The sequence below is a fragment of the Kocuria turfanensis genome (assembly GCF_001580365.1).
GTDB classification, from domain to species: Bacteria; Actinomycetota; Actinomycetes; order Actinomycetales; family Micrococcaceae; genus Kocuria; species Kocuria turfanensis.
On record NZ_CP014480.1, the window covers coordinates 2,975,997 to 2,993,107 of the forward strand.

Here is a 17,111-nt window from a genome sequence, read left to right on the forward strand (position 1 = left end):
CCCCGGGCGCGCCGGGAGCACCCGGCCCGGCCGGCGGGACAACGACCCCGAACGACGAAACGGCCGTCCCGACGGCCAGGAGGTGCTCGTGACCTACACCGTGATCGCCAGGAGCGCGGACTCCCGTCTCCTCGGCGCCGCCACGGCGAGCTGCTCGCTCGCCGTGGGCAACGCCGTGCCCGCCCTCGTGCCCACCGCCGGGGTGGTCGCCTCCCAGGCGTGGACCAACCGGCGGCTGCGCTACGAGATGCTGCGCACCCTGCACCACGGCGGCACGGCCGAGGAGGCGATCGCGGGCCTCTCCGACGCCGACCGGGACCTGGCGCTGCGCCAGGTCGCGGCGCTGCCCGTGGCGGGCCCCGGGGCGCACCTGACGGGCAGCCTGTGCACGCCCTGGGCCGGCGGGGTGGCCGGCACCGACTTCGTGGTCGTCGGCAACTTCCTGGCCGGCCCGGAGGTCGTCGAGGCCATGCGCGCCTCGGTGGACGAGGCCCTCGCCGTGCCCGGGCTGAGCATCATGGACATGGCCCACGCGCTCGTGGCCTGCCTGCGCGCGGGCCAGGACGCCGGCGGGGACAGCCGCGGCCAGCAGAGCGCCGCCGTGGTCGTGGCCGACACCCTGGCGGGGTTCCAGTACCCGGTGCTGCTCGACGTCGACCTCCGGGCGGACAACTCGGCCACCCCGCTGGAGGACCTGGTGGAGATGCTGGCGCTCAAGGACCGGGCCCACGCGGCGCCCGCCGAGCTGGTGCCCAGCACCGAGGTGCCGCACCGCCCCGAGGACGAGAAGCTCTGGTCCACGGTGCTGTCCTGACCGGCGGGGCCGCCGGTGGGTGCCCCGGCCGCCGGTGGCCTACCCTCGGTCCATGACCCCTCGACCCCCCGACCGGCCGGGGCGCCGCGCTGCCGCCGCGGCGCTGCTCGCCGCACTGCTCGGCGCCGGACCGGGCCTCGCCGGCTGCGCCGCCCCCGAGGACCCGGGCGCCGGCCCGGGCGCCGCCGCGGTCGACCCGTCGGGGGACGGCGCCGGCGGGCCCTCCGCGGCGGACCCGTCCGGGGCGGCGGCGCCGGACGAGGTGGAGATCGTGGTCACCGGGGACGTCCTGCTGCACCCGGGGCTGTGGGAGCAGGCGGAGGCCGACGGCGGCGGGGAGCTCGACTTCGGCCCGCTCGTGGAGGGCCTGCGCCCGTTCACCCAGGACGCCGACCTGGCGATCTGCGACATGGAGACCCCCCTGGCCGAGGCCGGGGGGCCGTACTCCGGCTACCCGGCGTTCGAGGTGCCGCCGCAGATCGTGCCCGCCCTCGCAGGGATCGGCTACGACGCGTGCACCACCGCCACGAACCACGCCCTGGACGCCGGCGAGGAGGGGCTGGAGCGGACCCTCGACGTCCTGGACGGGGCGGGGATCGCCTCGACGGGCTCGTACCGGTCGGCGGCGGAGGCCGCCGACCCCCTGGTCCTGGACGCCGGCGGGCTGCGGGTCGGGCTGGTGGCGGGCACCTACGGCCTCAACGGCAACGTCCCGGACGCCCCGTGGCGGGTGGACCTGCTGGACGTGCCGGACATGGTCGAGAAGGCCCGCCGGGCCCGGGCGGCCGGCGCCGAGATCGTCCTGGCGGCCGTGCACGCCGGGCAGGAGTACTCCTCCGCCCCGGACCGTCAGCAGCTCGAGGTCACGCACGCGCTGGCCGACAGCGGCGCGTTCGACTTCGTCTACGGCCACCACACGCACTCGGCGCTGCCCCTCGAGCGGCACGGGGACACCTGGATCGCCCACGGCCTGGGCAACAGCCTCTCCGAGCACGCCACGCGGGTGCCGGTCAACAACGAGGGCCTGACGGTCCGGATGAGCTTCACCCGCGAGGACGGACGGTGGGTGGCCGGGAACCCGGTGTGGACCCCGCACATCCTCACCCTCGACCCGGTCCGGTGGTGCGCCCTGCCCGCCGAGCAGGTGTGCCGCTCCCCGGAGGAGGACGCCGCGTCCCTGGCCCGCACGGCGGCGACCGTGGAGTCCATGGGCGCGGCGGCCGACGGCGCCCGCCCGTGGCGGGCCCTCACCGCCGGGCCGTAGCGCTCAGTCCGGCCCGACGGAGACGAGCACCTGCACCGGGGCGTGGTCGCTGGGGTGGCCCCCGGCGAAGCGGGCGGGGTTGATCGCGCTGCGCTGCACCCGGATGCCGGGGGTGGCGAGCACCCAGTCGATGCGCTCGTCGTCGCACACGGCCTCCCCGTAGTCCGGGAACGTGCCCCACGCCGGGGTGAGCCGCCGCTCGGCCGCGGTCCAGGTGTCGTCCAGCACCCCGGAGCCCACGAGCGTGGCGTAGGGCCCGGAGCCGTCCGCGTCGGCGTTGAAGTCCCCGGTGACCAGGACGGGGGTGCGTGCCGGGAAGCTGTGCACGAGCTCCACCACGGCCTCCGCGCTGCGCTCGCGGGCGGTCTCCGAGTCGTGGTCGAAGTGGGTGTTGACGAGCACGAGCTCGGATCCGGTGCCACGGTCCAGGAACCGGCCCCAGGTCACGATGCGGGGGACGTCGTTGCCCCAGCTGGTGGAGCCGATGAGCTCCGGGGTGTCGGAGAGCCAGAACTGGTCCCACTCGAGGGCCTCCAGGCGGCGGGCGTCGTAGAAGATCGCGGAGTACTCGCCCTTGCTCCCGCCGGCGCGGCCGTAGCCGAGCATCCCGTAGCCGGCGGGCAGGGCCTGCGCCACCGCCGGCAGCTGGTGGTACAGGGCCTCCTGCACGCCGAGCAGGGTCGGCTGCTCCAGCTGCAGCAGCCGCGCCAGCCGGGGCGCGCGGTCGGGCCAGTGGTCGGGGTCCCCGGGCCGGGTGCGCTCGTGGTGGAAGCGGATGTTGTAGCTCATCACGTGCAGCGCCCGGCCCGTGGCCGGGCCGATGAGCGGCACGTCGGGGTCCAGTGCCCCGGGGGTCGTGCGGCGGTCGAGGAGGACGGGCTCTGCTGACATCACTGCTCCAGGGTGGGGGCGGTCGGGGGCGTCGTCGATCCAGAATGGGCCGGGCGGGCCGCTCACGGCCGGACCGCGGGGGAACGTGCGGTGACCGGGGAACGACATCCCGGTGTCCGGGGCGGGGGGTCCGCACCGCACGGTGCCGGGATCAGCCATCGCGCACCGCCAGGGGGAACTGCCGGATCTGCCCGGCGGTCAGCTCGTGCACCTGGCCGTCCACGCTGACCCGCACCGGCGCCGCGGTGCCGGGCGCCAGGTAGAGCCGCAGCAGGGTGCGGGTCAGCTCCACCTGGATCGGCTGGTCCCGGTAGCTGATCGAGAAGGACACCCGGGGCAGCTCCGGCGGGATGGCCGGGTGCAGCCACAGCATGTCGTCCCGGATCTCCAGGCCCGTGTAGCAGCGGGTGAGGATGTCCACGGAACCGGCCATCGCCCCCAGGTGGACGCCCTCCCGGGTCGTGTCCCCCTGGGCGTCGAGGAGGTCGCTGTCCAGGGCACGGGTCAGGAAGGACCAGGAGCTGCCGCGGTCCCGGCGGGCCTCCACCCAGGCGTGCACCACGTTGGAGAGCGTGGACCCGTGCGAGGAGCGGTCGCCGTAGAAGGCCACCGTGGCCCGCACCGCCTCGGCGGGGAAGTCGTAGCCCAGCTGCCCCAGCAGCTCGCGCAGCTCCTCGGCGGAGAAGAGGTACAGGAGCATCAGCACGTCCGCCTGCTTGGCCAGCCGGTAGTCGTTGGTGGACAGACCCTCGGCGTCGAGGATGAGGTCCAGCCGCCCGATCCGGCCGTACCGGGCCCGGTAGTCCGTCCACGAGAACTCCGGCAGCTCCCCGTAGCCCTCGAACTGCGCGATCACGCCGCCGGCCAGGAACGGCACGCGCAGCCGGGTGCGGACCCGGTCCCAGTGGGCGAGCTCGTCCTCGCGCAGGTTCAGCCGCCGCCACAGGGGCCCGCCGTAGCCCCGGCCGAGGCGCTCGACCATCTCCACGGCCCGGGTCAGCAGCCACGCCGTCATGACGTTGGTGTAGGCGTTGTTGCGCAGCCCCGAGCCGGGCGCGCCCGGGCGGCCGTCGTGGAACTCGTCGGGGCCCATCACACCGGTGATCACGTACCGGTCGTCCTCGGGGTCGTGCACGGCCAGGCTCGCGAAGAACCGGGCGATCTCCACCAGCAGCTCGGCGCCCTGCTCCACGAGGAAGCGGGTGTCCTCGGTGGCCTGGTAGTACTGCCACACGCTGTGGGCGATCGCCAGCCCCACGTGGCGCTGGAGCCGGGAGTGGTCGGGGATCCACCGGCCCGTGCGCGGGTTGAACAGCGCCCGTGGCGTCTCCTCCCCGCCGTCGCTGCCGCTCCGCCAGGGGAACATGGCGCCCTCGTGGCCGGCCGCGCGCGCCGCCGCCCGGGCCTCGGGCAGGCGCCGGTACCGGTAGGCCAGCAGCGCCCGGGTCCACTCGGGGCGGCGGAGGGTGAGCATGGGGTAGACGAACATCTCGTCCCAGAAGATGTGGCCCCGGTAGCCCTCGCCGTGCAGGCCGCGGGGCGGGACGCCGGCGTCCAGGTCCGGGTGCGCGGCCGCCACCGACTGCAGGACGTGGAAGGTGTTGAGGTTCACGGCCAGGCCCTGGCGGCCGCCGGCGTCGGTGGCCACCGCGAAGGCCGACCAGAGGGCCTGCCAGGCGGCCACGTGGGCGCCCAGCAGCTCGTCGAAGCCGCCGGCCCGTTCCAGCAGGGTGGCGGCCGCGAGCGCGGGGGTGGAGACGGCCCGGTCCCGGGAGGTCACGAGCGCGGCGATCTTCTCGACCCGCACGCGCGTGCCCGGGGCCATCTGCAGCGTCAGCTCGTGGCCGATCACGCCGGGGGCCGGGCGGCAGGGTCTGCGGGCGTGCATCCGGTCCTCGGCCCCGCTGCGCAGCACCCGGGTGCGGGCGGCCACGGCGATGCGGATCCTGGACTGGACGGTGGCGGTGTCGACCAGGACCGTGCCGCGGCCCAGGTCCCGCAGCTCCGGCTCCTCCAGGTGGTGCCCGGTCAGCGGGGAGTCCGCGGCGACGTTGTGGTTGTCGACGTCGCCGTCCACCAGGCTGCGCACGGTCAGTGTCCCGCTCCAGTCCTCGGCCTCGAACACGCTCTCCTGCCCGGCGAGGTGGCGCTGCTCCTGGGAGACGAACCGGCGGGTGGTCACGCGGGTGGTCCGCCCGGCCTCGTCGCGGAAGCGCAGGGTGCGGGTCAGCACCCCGATGCGCAGGTCCAGGTCCTGGTGGTGCTCCAGCACGTTCGCGGGCGTGGGGGCGAACCAGTACCCGTCCTGGACGCGGTACTGCAGCAGCAGCCAGTTGGGTGCGTTGACGAGGTCCTCGTGCTCCACCGTGCGGCCCTCGACCGCCTGGCGCAGCCGGTCGTAGACGCCCGCGAGGTAGGTGCCGGGGTAGTGGGTGCCGTCGGCGCGGAACTCGCACGCCGCCCCGCGCACGGCCTGGTACCCGTTGCCGAGGGTGCACAGCGCCTCCCGCAGGTCCTCCTGCGGGGGGTCCAGGCACGAGTAGGTGAGGTTCCAGGGGCTCTCCCCGCCCGACCCGCCGCCCCAGCCGGGGTCGTCGGGCCCGGCGCGCACCGGGATGTCCAGGTCCTCCAGGCTGTCCACCACGAGGTGGGCGCCCGCGGCGAGCAGCGGACCCCGCCGGGCCGCGCCGTCCACGCCGACCACGAGCCCGAAGCCGTGGCGCACCGCGGTGCGGACCAGGCGGTTGCTGTCGCTGACCACCACGGTGTGCTCCGGCTCGACGGCCAGCCGGCGGGCGGCGAGCAGCAGGGACGCCGCCGGCGGGTGCCGGTCGGGGCCGCCCGCCCCCGCGGTCCGGTCCGCGGGGGGATCGGCGGAGACCACGATGTCCGCCGGCGGGTCGGCCGGCAGCTCCGGGTGGGCGGTGACCAGGGCGGTGAGCACCCCCTCGGCGCGCAGCCGGGCGAGGAGCGCGGTCGCGTCGGCCCGGTGACGGGGGTGCAGGGCGCCGGCGCCCGCGCGTATCGGGACCGGCCCGGGGTCCTCGCCCGGGCGGGCGCCGTCCTCGGGGCCCGGTGCCGCCCCCGCGGGAGCGAGGGCGAGCACGACCGCCCCGTAGGTGCTCCTGCCGTGGCCGGCGGGCTGCTCCTGGACGCCGCTCATGCCGTCATTGTGCCACCTGCCCCCGTCACGCGACCGGGGCCGTGCGCCTGACGGGCCTTCAGTTGATGGTGCTGAGGCGGATGGTCTCCGGCAGGGCCAGGATCTGCTCGATCACCTCGCGGGTCACGCCGTTGGCGGCGTCCGTGACCAGGTAGCCGGTGTCCCCGCGGGTGGACAGCTGCTGGCGGTCGATGTTGATCCCGTGGCTGCCCAGGACGCTGTTGACGGTCGCGAGCACGCCCGGCACGTTGCGGTGCAGGTGGAGCATGCGGGTGCCGTTGACGGCGCTGTTGAGCTGGACCTGCGGCATGTTCACCGACAGGGTCGTGGAGCCGGAGGTCACGAAGGCCGAGAGCTTGCCCGCCACGAACCGGCCGATGTCCACCTGCGCCTCCTGCGTGGAGCCGCCGATGTGCGGGGTGAGGATCACGTTGGGCAGGCCCTGCAGCACCGAGCTGAACGGGTCGCCGGCGGACTTGGGCTCGTTCGGGAAGACGTCCACGGAGGCCCCGGCGATGTGCCCGCTGACGAGGGCGTCCCGCAGGGCGTTGTAGTCCACCACCATGCCGCGGCACAGGTTGAGGAACAGGGAGCGGGGGCGCATCCGCTCGAACTGCTCGCGGCCGAACAGGCTGTCGTTGCCGGCCCGCCCGTCCACGTGCAGCGACACGGTCTCGACCCGCTCCAGCAGCTCCTCGAGGGTGTCGCAGCGCTGGGCGTTGCCCAGCGGCAGGCGGTCCACGATGTCGTAGTAGTACACGCGCATGCCGAGCGTCTCGGCGAGCACGGAGAGCTGGGAGCCGATGTTGCCGTAGCCCACGATGCCCAGGGTGCGGCCGCGGACCTCGTGGGCGCCCGTGGCGGACTTGTCCCACACGCCCTCGTGCATGGCCTGGTTCTTGTCGGTCAGGTGCCGGGCCATCGAGATGATCTCGGCGATCGCGAGCTCCACCACCGACCGGGTGTTGGAGTACGGGGCGTTGAAGCACGTCACGGCGTGCTCGGTGGCGGCCGTGAGGTCGATCTGGTTGGTGCCGATGCAGAACGCGCCCACCGAGAGCAGCTCCGGGTGGGCGTCGAACACCTCCCGGGTCACCTGGGTCTTCGACCGGATGCCGAGCAGCTCGACGCCGTCGAGGGCGTCGATGAGCTCTTCGGTGTCGAGGGCGCCCTTGCGGGTCTCGACCTCGATGCCCTTCTCGTTGAGGATGCGCTCGGCCTCGGGGTGGACGTTCTCCAGCAGAAGTGCTTTCACAATGGTCCAGTCTATGACTCCGGCGCGGAGGACGACGACGTGGGCCGTCACCTCCGCGCCGGGTGTGCTGCAGGTCACGGCACGGCGACGGGCTCCCTGGCCTCCTCGGCACCCGTGCGCGCCGGGGCGGGCTCCTGCGGAGCCGTCCCGGGGTCGCGCTCCAGGGACTGGCCCTCGACGTCGACGTCGGGCAGCACCCGGTCCAGCCAGCGGGGGAGCCACCACGCCCGGTCCCCGAGCAGGTGCATGGCCGCGGGGATCAGCATCATCCGCACCACGAAGGCGTCGACGAGCACCCCGAAGGCCAGGCCGAAGCCGAGGGGCCGCACCATGGCCATGTGGGAGAAGACGAAGCCGGCGAACACCGAGATCATGATGATCGCCGCGGCCGTGACCACGGCCCGGCCCGCGTCGAGGCCCTCCCGCACGGCGGCGCGGGCGGAGCGGCCGTGGACGTAGGCCTCCCGCATCCCGGAGACGAGGAACAGCTGGTAGTCCATGGCCAGCCCGAACAGCACGCCCACGAGCAGCGTGGGCAGGAAGCTGAGCACCGGGCCCGGGTCGTGGACGCCGAACACGGCGCCCAGCCAGCCCCACTGGTAGATGGCCACCACGGCGCCGAAGGCCGCGAAGAGCGAGAGCATGAACCCGGCGGTGGCGATCACCGGCACGAGGACCGAGCGGAACACCAGCACCATGAGCAGCAGGGACAGTCCCAGCACCACGGTCAGGTACAGCGGCAGCGCGGCGGCGAGCTTCTGCGAGACGTCGATGTTGCCGCCGGTCAGGCCGGTGACGCCGATGCCGACGCCGTGCTCCTCCTCCAGGGCGGGGGAGAAGGCGCGGAGGTCGTCGACGAGCTCCTCGGTGGACGCGGCGGCCGGGCCCTCGGCGGGGGTGACCTGGAAGACCGCGGTGCGCCGGTCCTCGGAGAGCCCGGCCGGGACGACCGAGACGACGTTCTCCCGCTCCATGAGCTCCTCGCCGACGGCCACCTGCAGGTCCGCGGCCTCGGTCGCGTCGGTGCCCTCGGGCAGGTCCGCGACCACCAGCACCGGCCCGTTGGCGCCGGCGCCGAACTTCTCGTCGATGATCCGGTAGGCCCGGTACTGGGTGGAGTCGGCCGGCTCCGAGGAGGCGTCCGGCAGGCCCAGCCGCATCGAGGCCGCCGGGAGGGCGATCAGCACGAGGGCCGTGACCCCGGCCAGCAGGGTCGGCACCGGGCGGCGGGTGGCCAGGCCCTCGCGCCGCTCGCCGCGGTGCGCCGGGGTGCGGGCGGCCTGCTCCCGGGCCCGGGCCGAGAGCAGCCGGTGCCCGGCCAGCGACAGCAGCGCGGGGGTGAGGGTGACGGCGATCAGCACGGCCACGGCCACGCACACCGCCGCCGCGGTGCCCATCATCCCCAGGAACCCGATGCCCGTGACGTTCAGGGCGGCCAGGGCGATGATCACGGTGAGCCCGGCGAAGACCACCGCGTTGCCCGAGGTGCCGGTGGCCAGGCCGATCGACTCGTGCAGCCCCACGCCCCGCAGCAGCTGCTGGCGGTGCCGGTTGAGGATGAACAGCGAGTAGTCGATGCCCACGGCCAGCCCGAGCATGAGCCCGAGCATGGGGGTCACCGAGGTCATCTGCACGACCCCGGAGAAGGAGAGGGTCGCCAGGGCGCCGATGCCCACGCCGGTGAGGGCCGTGAGGATGGGCAGGCCGGCCGCGACCAGGGTGCCGAGCATCACCAGCAGCACCACGGCCGCGATCAGGACGCCGATCACCTCGGCGGGACCGAACAGCTGGGAGATGTCCTGGGCGATCTCGCTCGAGTACTCGACCTGGACGCCGTCGATCGCCACCCCGTCCACGGCCGCCTGCAGCGCCTCCTTGTCCTCGGCGGTCACCGCCTGCTGCTGGGCGGTGAAGGTCACCACGGCCATCGCCGCGGTCCCGTCCTCCGAGACGGTGCGGGTGTCCTCGGCCAGGGCCAGCAGCCGCTCGCCGCGGGCCAGCTCCGGGGCGCTGGCCTCGAGCTCCTCGGCGCCGGCCTCGAGCTCGGCCCGGTTGCGCTCCAGGTCCGCGCGCCCGTCGTCGAGGTCCTCCTGGCGCTCCTCGAGCTCGTCGCGCACCGGGCCCGGGGCGTCGGCCCGCTCGGCCTGCTCGCGGGCGGCGTCGAGCTTCTCCTGGTTCTCCTCCAGGGTGGCCTCGGCGTCGTCGAGCCGGGCGCGTCCCTCCTCGAGCCGGTCCCGCCCGTCGGCCAGCTGCTCGCGGCCGTCGGCGAGCTGCTGCTGCTGGTCCTCGCGCTCCGCCTGGGCGGTGAAGGGGTCGAGCACGCCGTCGACCCCGGCGGAGTCGCCGGCGGCCGTCAGGGCCGTGCCGATCTGCTCCCGCTGCCCGGCGGTGAACGGCTCACCGGTCTCCGTGCGGAACACGATGCGCCCGGTGCCGTGCCCGGCGCCGGGCAGCTCGTCCTGGAGGCGGTCGGACAGCCGCTGGGTCTCGGTGCCCGGGATCGTGATCGCGGTGGTCAGCTGGCCGCCGGCCACGGCGAAGGTGCTGCCGGCGATGACGAGCACGGCCGCCCAGGCCGCGATCACGGTCCAGGCGCGGCGGGCGGCGAGGCGCCCGAGTCGGTACAGGAATTGGGCCATGGCTCTTCTCTGTCGGTCGTCCCGGGACGGGCCCGGGGAGGGGTGGAACGGGCGGGGAACGCGTGCGGGGCGGACGCTGCGGCGGGTCAGCCGGCGAAGCCGTGCCGCAGGTGCTCCACCGCGGTGCGCAGGAGGCGCTGCCAGACGAGCCGGCTGCCGGGCGTGTCGGCCGCGCCGGTCTCCGCCGCCCACTGCGTGAAGGCCACCTCCATGGCGTTGATCAGGGAGCTGGCCAGGAGCGCCACGGTGAAGGGGTCGGAGCGCGGGTTGCGCCGGGCCACCTCGTCCGTCAGCCGGGCCGTGACGTTCTGCAGGACCTCGTGACCCCACATGACGGTGGCCGGGTGGTTCTCGCCGGTGCCCACAAGCCGGGCGATGCGGGAGAGGGGCCGGACCAGGTCGGTGCGCTCGATGACGTCCGCCAGCTGCTCGAAGACCGCGCCCGTGCTCGGGGCGGCGGGCGGCGGGGTGGCGTCGGCGAGCTCGACGAAGTCGTCGACGATCACGCCCAGCAGCTCGCTGCACCGGGCGTAGACGGCGTCGTCGACCGAGGCGAAGTGGTTGAAGATCGTCCGCCGCGAGACACCGGCGCGCTCGGCGAGGTCCTCGACGGTGAAGCGGCCGAGGCCGTGCTCCTCGGCGAGGGCGGCGGCGGCGTCCAGGATGGCGCGGCGGTTGGCGGACTTGACCTGGCGCCGGCGGTCGTCGGAGTGCAGCACGTCCTTACACTAAGTGCAACATTGCACGGTGTGCAAACTCCGGGGTGCCCTGCGTCCTCCGGGCGGTCGGTGCGCGGGCCCGGTGCCCGGACGCGGGCGGAGCCCGTGGACGATCCGCTCGCAGGCACGGCGCTACCGGGCAGTACTTCTGCTGTTGCGCCCGGGACGGTGACGGGTGTGTGCGATCGTGATTAGCATCACCAGCACCCCGTGCCGGCGCCCACCACCCCAGGGACGCGCCGGCCGCACCGCTCACCCCCGGAGGACCAGCACGTGATCCCTCAGCACCACGACCTCGCGACCCCCCGCCCCTCGGACCGCCCGCGCCGCCGGACCGCGGCGGCGCTCGCGCTCGCCGTCGCCCTGCCCCTCGGCGCGGCGGCACCCGCCGCCGCGGACGCGAACTTCCCCTCCACGGAGGGGAGGACCAACATCTCGAGCATCCTGACCGCCGACGACGTGGCGCAGGAGCTGCAGAAGCTCGAGCGGACCAGCCGCTACGGCGTGGACGCCTTCACCCTCGCGGAGGCCGGGATGGAGGTGAACACCTCCGAGCAGGGACGGGACCTGTGGGTCGCGACCGTGGGCTCCGGCGAGGAGCACGTGTGGCTCCAGGGCCGCATCCACGGCAACGAGCCCTACGGCACCGACTCCCTGCTGACCCTGCTCAAGGACCTGGGCACCAACGGCTCGGCCGAGTACGAGCTGCTGCGCGAGAAGTTCACCTTCCACGTCATCCCCATGTACAACCCGGACGGCGCCGAGGCGAACATCCGGCACACCGTCCTGTGGGACCAGGTCTCCGGCGCGCCGGAGGGCGGGACGCCGCAGCGCATCGACCTCAACCGCGACTGGACGGCCGAGGGCTTCGCGGCCGACGAGTCCCGCGCCTTCTACGAGTACTGGACGACCGTCGACCCGGCCTGGGGCGTGGACATCCACCACCAGGGCCTCAAGACGGAGTACGGGACCGGCGACGACGTCACCCTGTCCCTGGGCATCTCCCTCGCCCCCGGCGGCCCGACCCTGCCGGGGCTCGAGGGCGGGGCCTACGACCGGCTCACCCGGCAGATGAACGTGCACGTCTACGACGAGCTCTCGAAGTACGGCTTCATCAACATCGACCGCTACCAGGTGGGCGGCAGCTACGAGATCGACATCAAGGGCGGTGTCGTCTCGGCGATGATGCTCGGCCTGGACCACGGCGGGCTCAACCCCGAGGGGCACTCCCACCCGGTGGTGTTCTTCGAGACCTCGGGCAACTCCTCGGACGGCAGCCTCGGCCAGAAGGCCCGCGGCAAGAGCGTGCAGCAGAACGTGCTCGCCCTCAAGGAGCTGCTGCTCGGCCTGGCCACCGGCGAGGTCCAGCAGGAGGACCCGGAGCGCTGGGACGAGATCCCGCACGCCCCGGTCACCGGCTACCAGACCGACTACGCCGGGATCATCCCGGTGGGCTGAGCCGGGCCGGCCGGGCCCGCGCCGTCGGGCGCGGGCGGGCGCGGGCGGGAAGGAGCGGGACGCCCCTCGGGTGTCCCGCTCCTTCTTCTGCGCTGTCCCGTGACGGGTCTGGTGGAGGCTCCCGTTCCACGGGAGGATGAGAGCCACGGGGCACCGGTGGCGACCGAGGGGCGGACCCGCCCGGGCCCGCCCTGCGTCCGCACCGCCCCGCGCGGTCCTGCATCCCCTGCGAAGGAGAAGGCAATGTCCACGACGCCGGCGGGCCGGGTCCTGGTCGTCGACGACGAGGCGGATCTGGCGCACCTGATCCAGGGCTACCTGGTCAAGGCCGGGTTCGAGGTCACGGTCCGTCACATCGGCACCGAGGCCGTGGAGGCCGTGCGCGAGCAGGGCCCACAGGTCGTGGTGCTGGACCTCGGGCTGCCGGGGATGGACGGGGTCGAGGTGTGCCGGCAGGTGCGCACCTTCTCGAACTGCTACATCCTCATGCTCACCGCCCGCGACGACGAGGTGGACAAGCTCGTGGGCCTGTCGGTGGGAGCTGACGACTACATGACCAAACCGTTCAGTCCCCGCGAGCTGGTGGCTCGCGTGCAGGTCATGATGCGCCGGGTCCACCAGGCCGGCTCCGACCCCGTCCTCGGGCACGGCGCCGGGGCGGCGGAGGCCGCGCCGGGCTCGCACAGGATCGGAAGCCTGGTCGTGGACCACATGGCGCGCGAGGTGCACCTGGACGAGCAGCCGGTGGCGCTGACCCGCATCGAGTTCGACCTGCTGGCCGCCCTGGCCGCCAACCCTCAGACGGTGCTCAGCCGCCGGCAGCTGGTCGACCTGGTCTGGGACGCCCACTGGACCGGGGACGAGCACCTGGTGGACGTGCACATCGGGCGGATCCGCAAGAAGCTGCACGACGAGGCCACCGCTCCCCGCTTCATCCACACGGTGCGCGGGATCGGCTACCGGATGGGCTCCGGACGATGACCACCGCAGCACCGGCCACGGGATCACAGCCGGGCGCGGCGGGGGCGCCGCGGCACTGGGGCACCCTGACCGCGCGGATGATGCTGGCCCAGACCGCGGTGCTGGCCGCCGGGCTGGTCACGGTGATCGCCACCGCCGCCCTGATCGGCCCGGCCATGTTCTACCGGGAGCTGCTCCTGGCCGGGCACGCCGACGAAGCCACCGGGCTGGACCACCTGCAGGACGCCTTCCGCGAGGTCGGGCTCACCGCGATGGCCACGGGCGGGATCCCCGCCCTCTACATCGCCGGGCTGCTCAGCTTCTACCTCCACCGCACCGTCGGCCGCTCCCTGCGGGCCTTCACCTCCGCGGCCCGGGAGGTCGCCGACGGCCACTACGACGTGCAGGTGCCCACGACCGGACTGGGCAAGGAGTTCGACGTCCTGGCCGTCTCCTTCAACGACATGGCCGCCCGCCTCGCGGCCATCGACACCACCCGCCGCCAGATGCTGGCCGATCTCGCCCACGAGATGCGCACTCCACTGGCCAGTCTCAAGGGCCATCTGGAGGGCGTCGAGGACGGGGTCGTGGATCTCGACGAACGCACCCAGGCGATCCTGGCCGCCCAGATCGCTCGCCTGGAGCGCCTGGCCCGGGACATCCGGGATCTCACCGTGGCCGAGGAAGGCATGACCCGCCTGCACCCGTCCCCGGTGGACCCGCAGCACCTCGTGGCCCAGGCGGTGGCCGGCATCCAGCCGGCCGCCGCCGCCAAGGACGTGGCCGTGACGACCTCCAGCACCGGATCGGGCGCCGGGCCGGTGCTCCTGGATCCGGAGCGGATCGGGCAGGTGCTCGCCAACCTGCTGGAGAACGCCCTGCGCCACACCGGGCCCGGCGGGCATGTCCAGGTGCACACCGAGCACACCGACCACGCCCTGGGCATCACCGTCGCCGACGACGGGGAGGGCATCGCGCCGGAACACCTGCCGCACGTCTTCCAGCGGTTCTACCGCGCCGCCCCGGGGCGCGAGCACGACCGTGACCGCAGCGGGTCGGGACTCGGCCTGGCCATCAGCAAGGCCCTCGTGGAGGCCCACGGCGGAACCCTGGAGGCCGCCAGCCCCGGACCCGGCCAGGGGGCCAGCTTCCGGCTGCTCCTGCCCCACCGTTCCGGCAGCTGAGCGGCGCACGCACCAGGACCGCGGAACCGGAGGGCGTGCGACGGGCCCCGACCACCGTGCGGGGCGGTCTAGGTCCGGCGGGCGGGGGATCCGCGCAGCACCGCCCGACGGGCGGCCCTCACGGCCGTGCCCACGACCTTCTCCAGCGGACCCTGCCCCACCAGGGCCTGCCACACCAGGGCGAACAGCGCGGCCGCCACCACGTGCACGAGGAACCACAGGTAGGGCTCGTCCTCGTGGAGCTCGAAGGACAGCACCACCAGGTGCGCCGAGTACAGGGTCAGCGTCATCGCCCCCATCGCCGCCAACGGCCGCAGCCACGCCTGGAGCCGGCGCGAGGCCAGCAGGAACACGCCCAGGACCGTCATGCCGACCCCGAGGCTCCAGGCGATGGACAGCGGCGTGTTCATGTGCGGGGTGGTCACCGCCAGCCACCAGGGCGTGCCCAGCCGGTCGACGTCCGGTTCGAAGATCAACGCCCTCATGACAGCCTCCTCGTCCAGTTCGGGCGAGGACCCGACCAGGCGCTGGAACCCGCCGGCCGCGTACAGCAGGACCCAGGAGGTGAACTGGGCCGCGATCGCCAGCCCCGCCCCGACCGCGGCCAGGCGCGCCTGCACCTCCGTCGCCCGCAGGTCCAGCCGCCCGATGCCCATGCCGGCCAGGATGTACGTCATGTACGCCAGCGCCGGATAGGCGCCCGAGAGCAACAGCTGCGCCAGCACCGCCGTCGGCTCGGTCAGCAGGTGCTGAAAGGTGGGATTGGACGAGGAGTAATCCGGCAGCGAGTCCTGCAGGCCCAGGATCAGCAGCGGGGCGGTCACCGCGAACACACCGGCGGCGGCGAACAGGGACCTCGGGCCCAGGGACAGGAACGGGATGGCCAGCAGGAAGAACATCCCGTAGAACACCAGGATCCCGTTGGCCGAGGCGTCCTCGGTCATCGTGTAGCCGATCAGCAGGCCCACGCAGGCGATCAGCACCGCCCGCACTGCCAGCCCGACCCGATCGGCGACCAGCTGCCGGCCCCGGTGGGGCCGGGTCCTGCCCGTGGACAGTGCCAGGCCCACCCCCGCGAGCAGCGCGAACAACGCGGCCGAGTCCCCGGCGAAGAGCAGGTAGCTCCACGTCGGGTCACCGGTGGCGTCGTTCTCCTCCGGCAGGATGTGCACGGCGATCAACCCGATCAGCGCCAGGCCGCGGGCCGCGTCCACACCGACCAGGCGCGGCGTGCCGCCCCCTCGTCCGGTGCGACCGACGGCGTGGCCGTCCCGCGGACGAACAGTGGAGTCCCGGCCGTTGCCCATCTTCATCCCTCCTGCTGGTGCCCGGACCCGGGCGGCACCAGGGCCCCGATGAGGAGGACCAGCAGGAGCCCGGAACCCGTCCGCAGGCCCTGCACCTCCCCCTGCACCTTGCCCTGTGCCTTCCCGGGGCGCTGCCCCCAGCATGGGGCGCCCGAGTGGCGGTCGGGTCGAGCGCACATGGAGATTCGGTCAAGAAACCGGCCGGCCCACCCCGGTCGGCGTCCTCCTGCTCGTGACCGAGCGGCTCCGGCCCTGCCGGCGGGCACCGCCCTGCGGCCCCGCCGCTCGCACCGGGCGCCGTCGACGCCCCGGGGAGGGTCCCTGGGGCGCTGGGCGCCCGCGCCGGACGGAACCCCCGGGACCGGCGGCAGACGGGGCCGAGCATGCAGGAGCACCCCGTCCACGGACCGGATGGGGTGCTCCTGCATGCTCAGATCTGCCCCGGCAAGGGCCCGCCCGTGCGGTCGGACCGGAGAAAGCGGGCGGGTCGCCCGACCCGCTCACGCCGGCCACAGCACCCGGGACGAGGACCTGTCGGCGCGGATCGTGCCGGTGCCGTCGATCGGCCCGGCACCGGTCGGCTCACTTCTTGTGGTGGGACGCGTACTCGTCCTTGCCGTCGTCCTTCTTCTCGCCGTTGTCGTCCTTCTCGCCGTTGTCGTCGGCGTCGTGGTACCAGTGCGTGCCGTCGTGCTTCCAGTTGTGCTCGTGGTCGTACTTCTCGTCGTCGCTCTTCTCGCCGTTGTCGTCGGCGTCGTGGTACCAGTCCTTGCCGTCGTGCTTCCAGTCGTACTCGTGGACGTACTTCTCGTCCTCTTCGTCGTCCTCTTCGTCGTCCTTCTTCTCGCCGTTGTCGTCGGCGTCGTGGTACCAGTGCGTGCCGTCGTGCTTCCAGTTGTGCTCGTGGTCGTACTTCTCGTCGTCGCTCTTCTCGCCGTTGTCGTCGGCGTCGTGGTACCAGTGCTTGCCGTCGTGCTTCCAGTCGTACTCGTGGACGTACTTCTCGTCCTCGGACTCCTCGTCCTTGCCGTTGTCGTCCTTGCCGTTGTCGTCCTTGTCGTCGTACCAGTAGTGGCCGTCGTGGTGGTTCCCGTGATCGTCCTTGGACCCGTCGTGCGAGCCGTCACCAGCGAAAGCAGGCGTGGCGAGCGATCCGCCGAGGAGAGCGGTCGCAATGGCCGCGCCGGCAAGGGTTTTACGCAGATCGTCCATGATGTCCCCCAAAAAAGGGCATGACGAATACACCGTCATGCGTGCGAGAAAGGATGTTTCGAGACCTGTGAGACAGATCTTCCCTGTGAACTGGGTGGCATCACCGTAAGAAGGTCCTCGTGCGGGGTTCAAGGCTTTCACTAGGGCAAACGATCGTGAAGCGCCGTGCGTCGTGACCCGCCGTCCCGGAGCGGCGCCTGGTCCGCCGTGGCCCGCGCCGACTCGTGCCCGCGCGGCCGGCGGCC

12 protein-coding genes are annotated in these 17,111 nt (G+C 73.5%); 5 read left to right on the forward strand and 7 right to left on the reverse strand.

Going from position 1 to position 17,111, the window contains the following annotated elements:
• Positions 1 to 88 precede the first annotated feature (88 nt).
• On the forward strand, positions 89 to 814 hold the full coding sequence (locus AYX06_RS13695; protein ID WP_062736244.1) for a DUF1028 domain-containing protein: 726 nt from the start codon (positions 89 to 91) through the stop codon (positions 812 to 814).
• A gap of 52 nt (positions 815 to 866) precedes the next feature.
• Positions 867 to 2,078 (forward strand): CapA family protein, encoded by a 1,212-nt coding sequence (locus AYX06_RS13700; RefSeq protein ID WP_084271632.1) that lies wholly within the window; start codon positions 867 to 869, stop codon positions 2,076 to 2,078.
• Positions 2,079 to 2,081: 3 nt separating this feature from the next.
• On the opposite strand, the gene AYX06_RS13705 is transcribed toward AYX06_RS13700, so the two are convergent.
• The 5 genes from AYX06_RS13705 to AYX06_RS13725 all read right to left on the reverse strand — a co-directional run bounded on the left by AYX06_RS13705 (position 2,082) and on the right by AYX06_RS13725 (position 10,745).
• Positions 2,082 to 2,969 (reverse strand): endonuclease/exonuclease/phosphatase family protein, encoded by an 888-nt coding sequence (locus tag AYX06_RS13705; RefSeq protein ID WP_062736245.1) that lies wholly within the window; start codon positions 2,967 to 2,969, stop codon positions 2,082 to 2,084.
• Positions 2,970 to 3,120: 151 nt separating this feature from the next.
• Entirely contained in the window at positions 3,121 to 6,132 is a 3,012-nt protein-coding gene (locus tag AYX06_RS13710; protein WP_062736246.1) for a glycosyl hydrolase family 65 protein, read from the reverse strand.
• A gap of 58 nt (positions 6,133 to 6,190) precedes the next feature.
• Positions 6,191 to 7,387: a phosphoglycerate dehydrogenase gene (gene serA, locus AYX06_RS13715; RefSeq protein WP_062737079.1), complete on the reverse strand. Its 1,197-nt coding sequence runs from the start codon at positions 7,385 to 7,387 to the stop codon at positions 6,191 to 6,193.
• A 74-nt stretch (positions 7,388 to 7,461) separates the two neighbouring features.
• A complete protein-coding gene (locus AYX06_RS13720) occupies positions 7,462 to 10,026 on the reverse strand; it encodes an MMPL family transporter (protein ID WP_062736247.1) in 2,565 nt (854 codons plus the stop codon).
• 86 nt (positions 10,027 to 10,112) lie between these two features.
• The gene (locus AYX06_RS13725) at positions 10,113 to 10,745 is read right to left on the reverse strand and encodes a TetR/AcrR family transcriptional regulator (RefSeq protein ID WP_062736248.1); all 633 of its coding nucleotides are present in this window, start codon (positions 10,743 to 10,745) and stop codon (positions 10,113 to 10,115) included.
• A 273-nt stretch (positions 10,746 to 11,018) separates the two neighbouring features.
• On the opposite strand from AYX06_RS13725, the gene AYX06_RS13730 reads away from it, so the two are divergent.
• From AYX06_RS13730 to AYX06_RS13740, 3 genes are all read left to right on the forward strand, one after another.
• Positions 11,019 to 12,203 carry a M14 family zinc carboxypeptidase gene (locus AYX06_RS13730; protein WP_062736249.1) on the forward strand — a complete coding sequence of 395 codons (1,185 nt, stop codon included), beginning with the start codon at positions 11,019 to 11,021 and terminating at the stop codon, positions 12,201 to 12,203.
• A gap of 243 nt (positions 12,204 to 12,446) precedes the next feature.
• The gene (locus tag AYX06_RS13735; protein ID WP_062736250.1) at positions 12,447 to 13,184 is read left to right on the forward strand and encodes a response regulator transcription factor; all 738 of its coding nucleotides are present in this window, start codon (positions 12,447 to 12,449) and stop codon (positions 13,182 to 13,184) included.
• Positions 13,181 to 14,347 carry a sensor histidine kinase gene (locus AYX06_RS13740; RefSeq protein ID WP_232319314.1) on the forward strand — a complete coding sequence of 389 codons (1,167 nt, stop codon included), beginning with the start codon at positions 13,181 to 13,183 and terminating at the stop codon, positions 14,345 to 14,347. Before AYX06_RS13735 ends, AYX06_RS13740 begins: the two co-directional genes overlap by 4 nt.
• Positions 14,348 to 14,415: 68 nt before the next feature.
• Here AYX06_RS13740 and AYX06_RS13745 read toward each other — a convergent pair whose 3' ends face one another.
• Together AYX06_RS13745 and AYX06_RS13750 are read right to left on the reverse strand one after the other, a co-directional pair.
• Positions 14,416 to 15,660, reverse strand: a complete 1,245-nt coding sequence (locus AYX06_RS13745; RefSeq protein WP_232319315.1) for a heparan-alpha-glucosaminide N-acetyltransferase domain-containing protein — start codon at positions 15,658 to 15,660, stop codon at positions 14,416 to 14,418.
• 576 nt (positions 15,661 to 16,236) lie between these two features.
• Complete coding sequence (locus AYX06_RS13750) at positions 16,237 to 16,866, reverse strand: hypothetical protein (RefSeq protein ID WP_062736251.1); 630 nt, start codon at positions 16,864 to 16,866, stop codon at positions 16,237 to 16,239.
• Between the last annotated feature and the right edge of the window lie 245 nt (positions 16,867 to 17,111).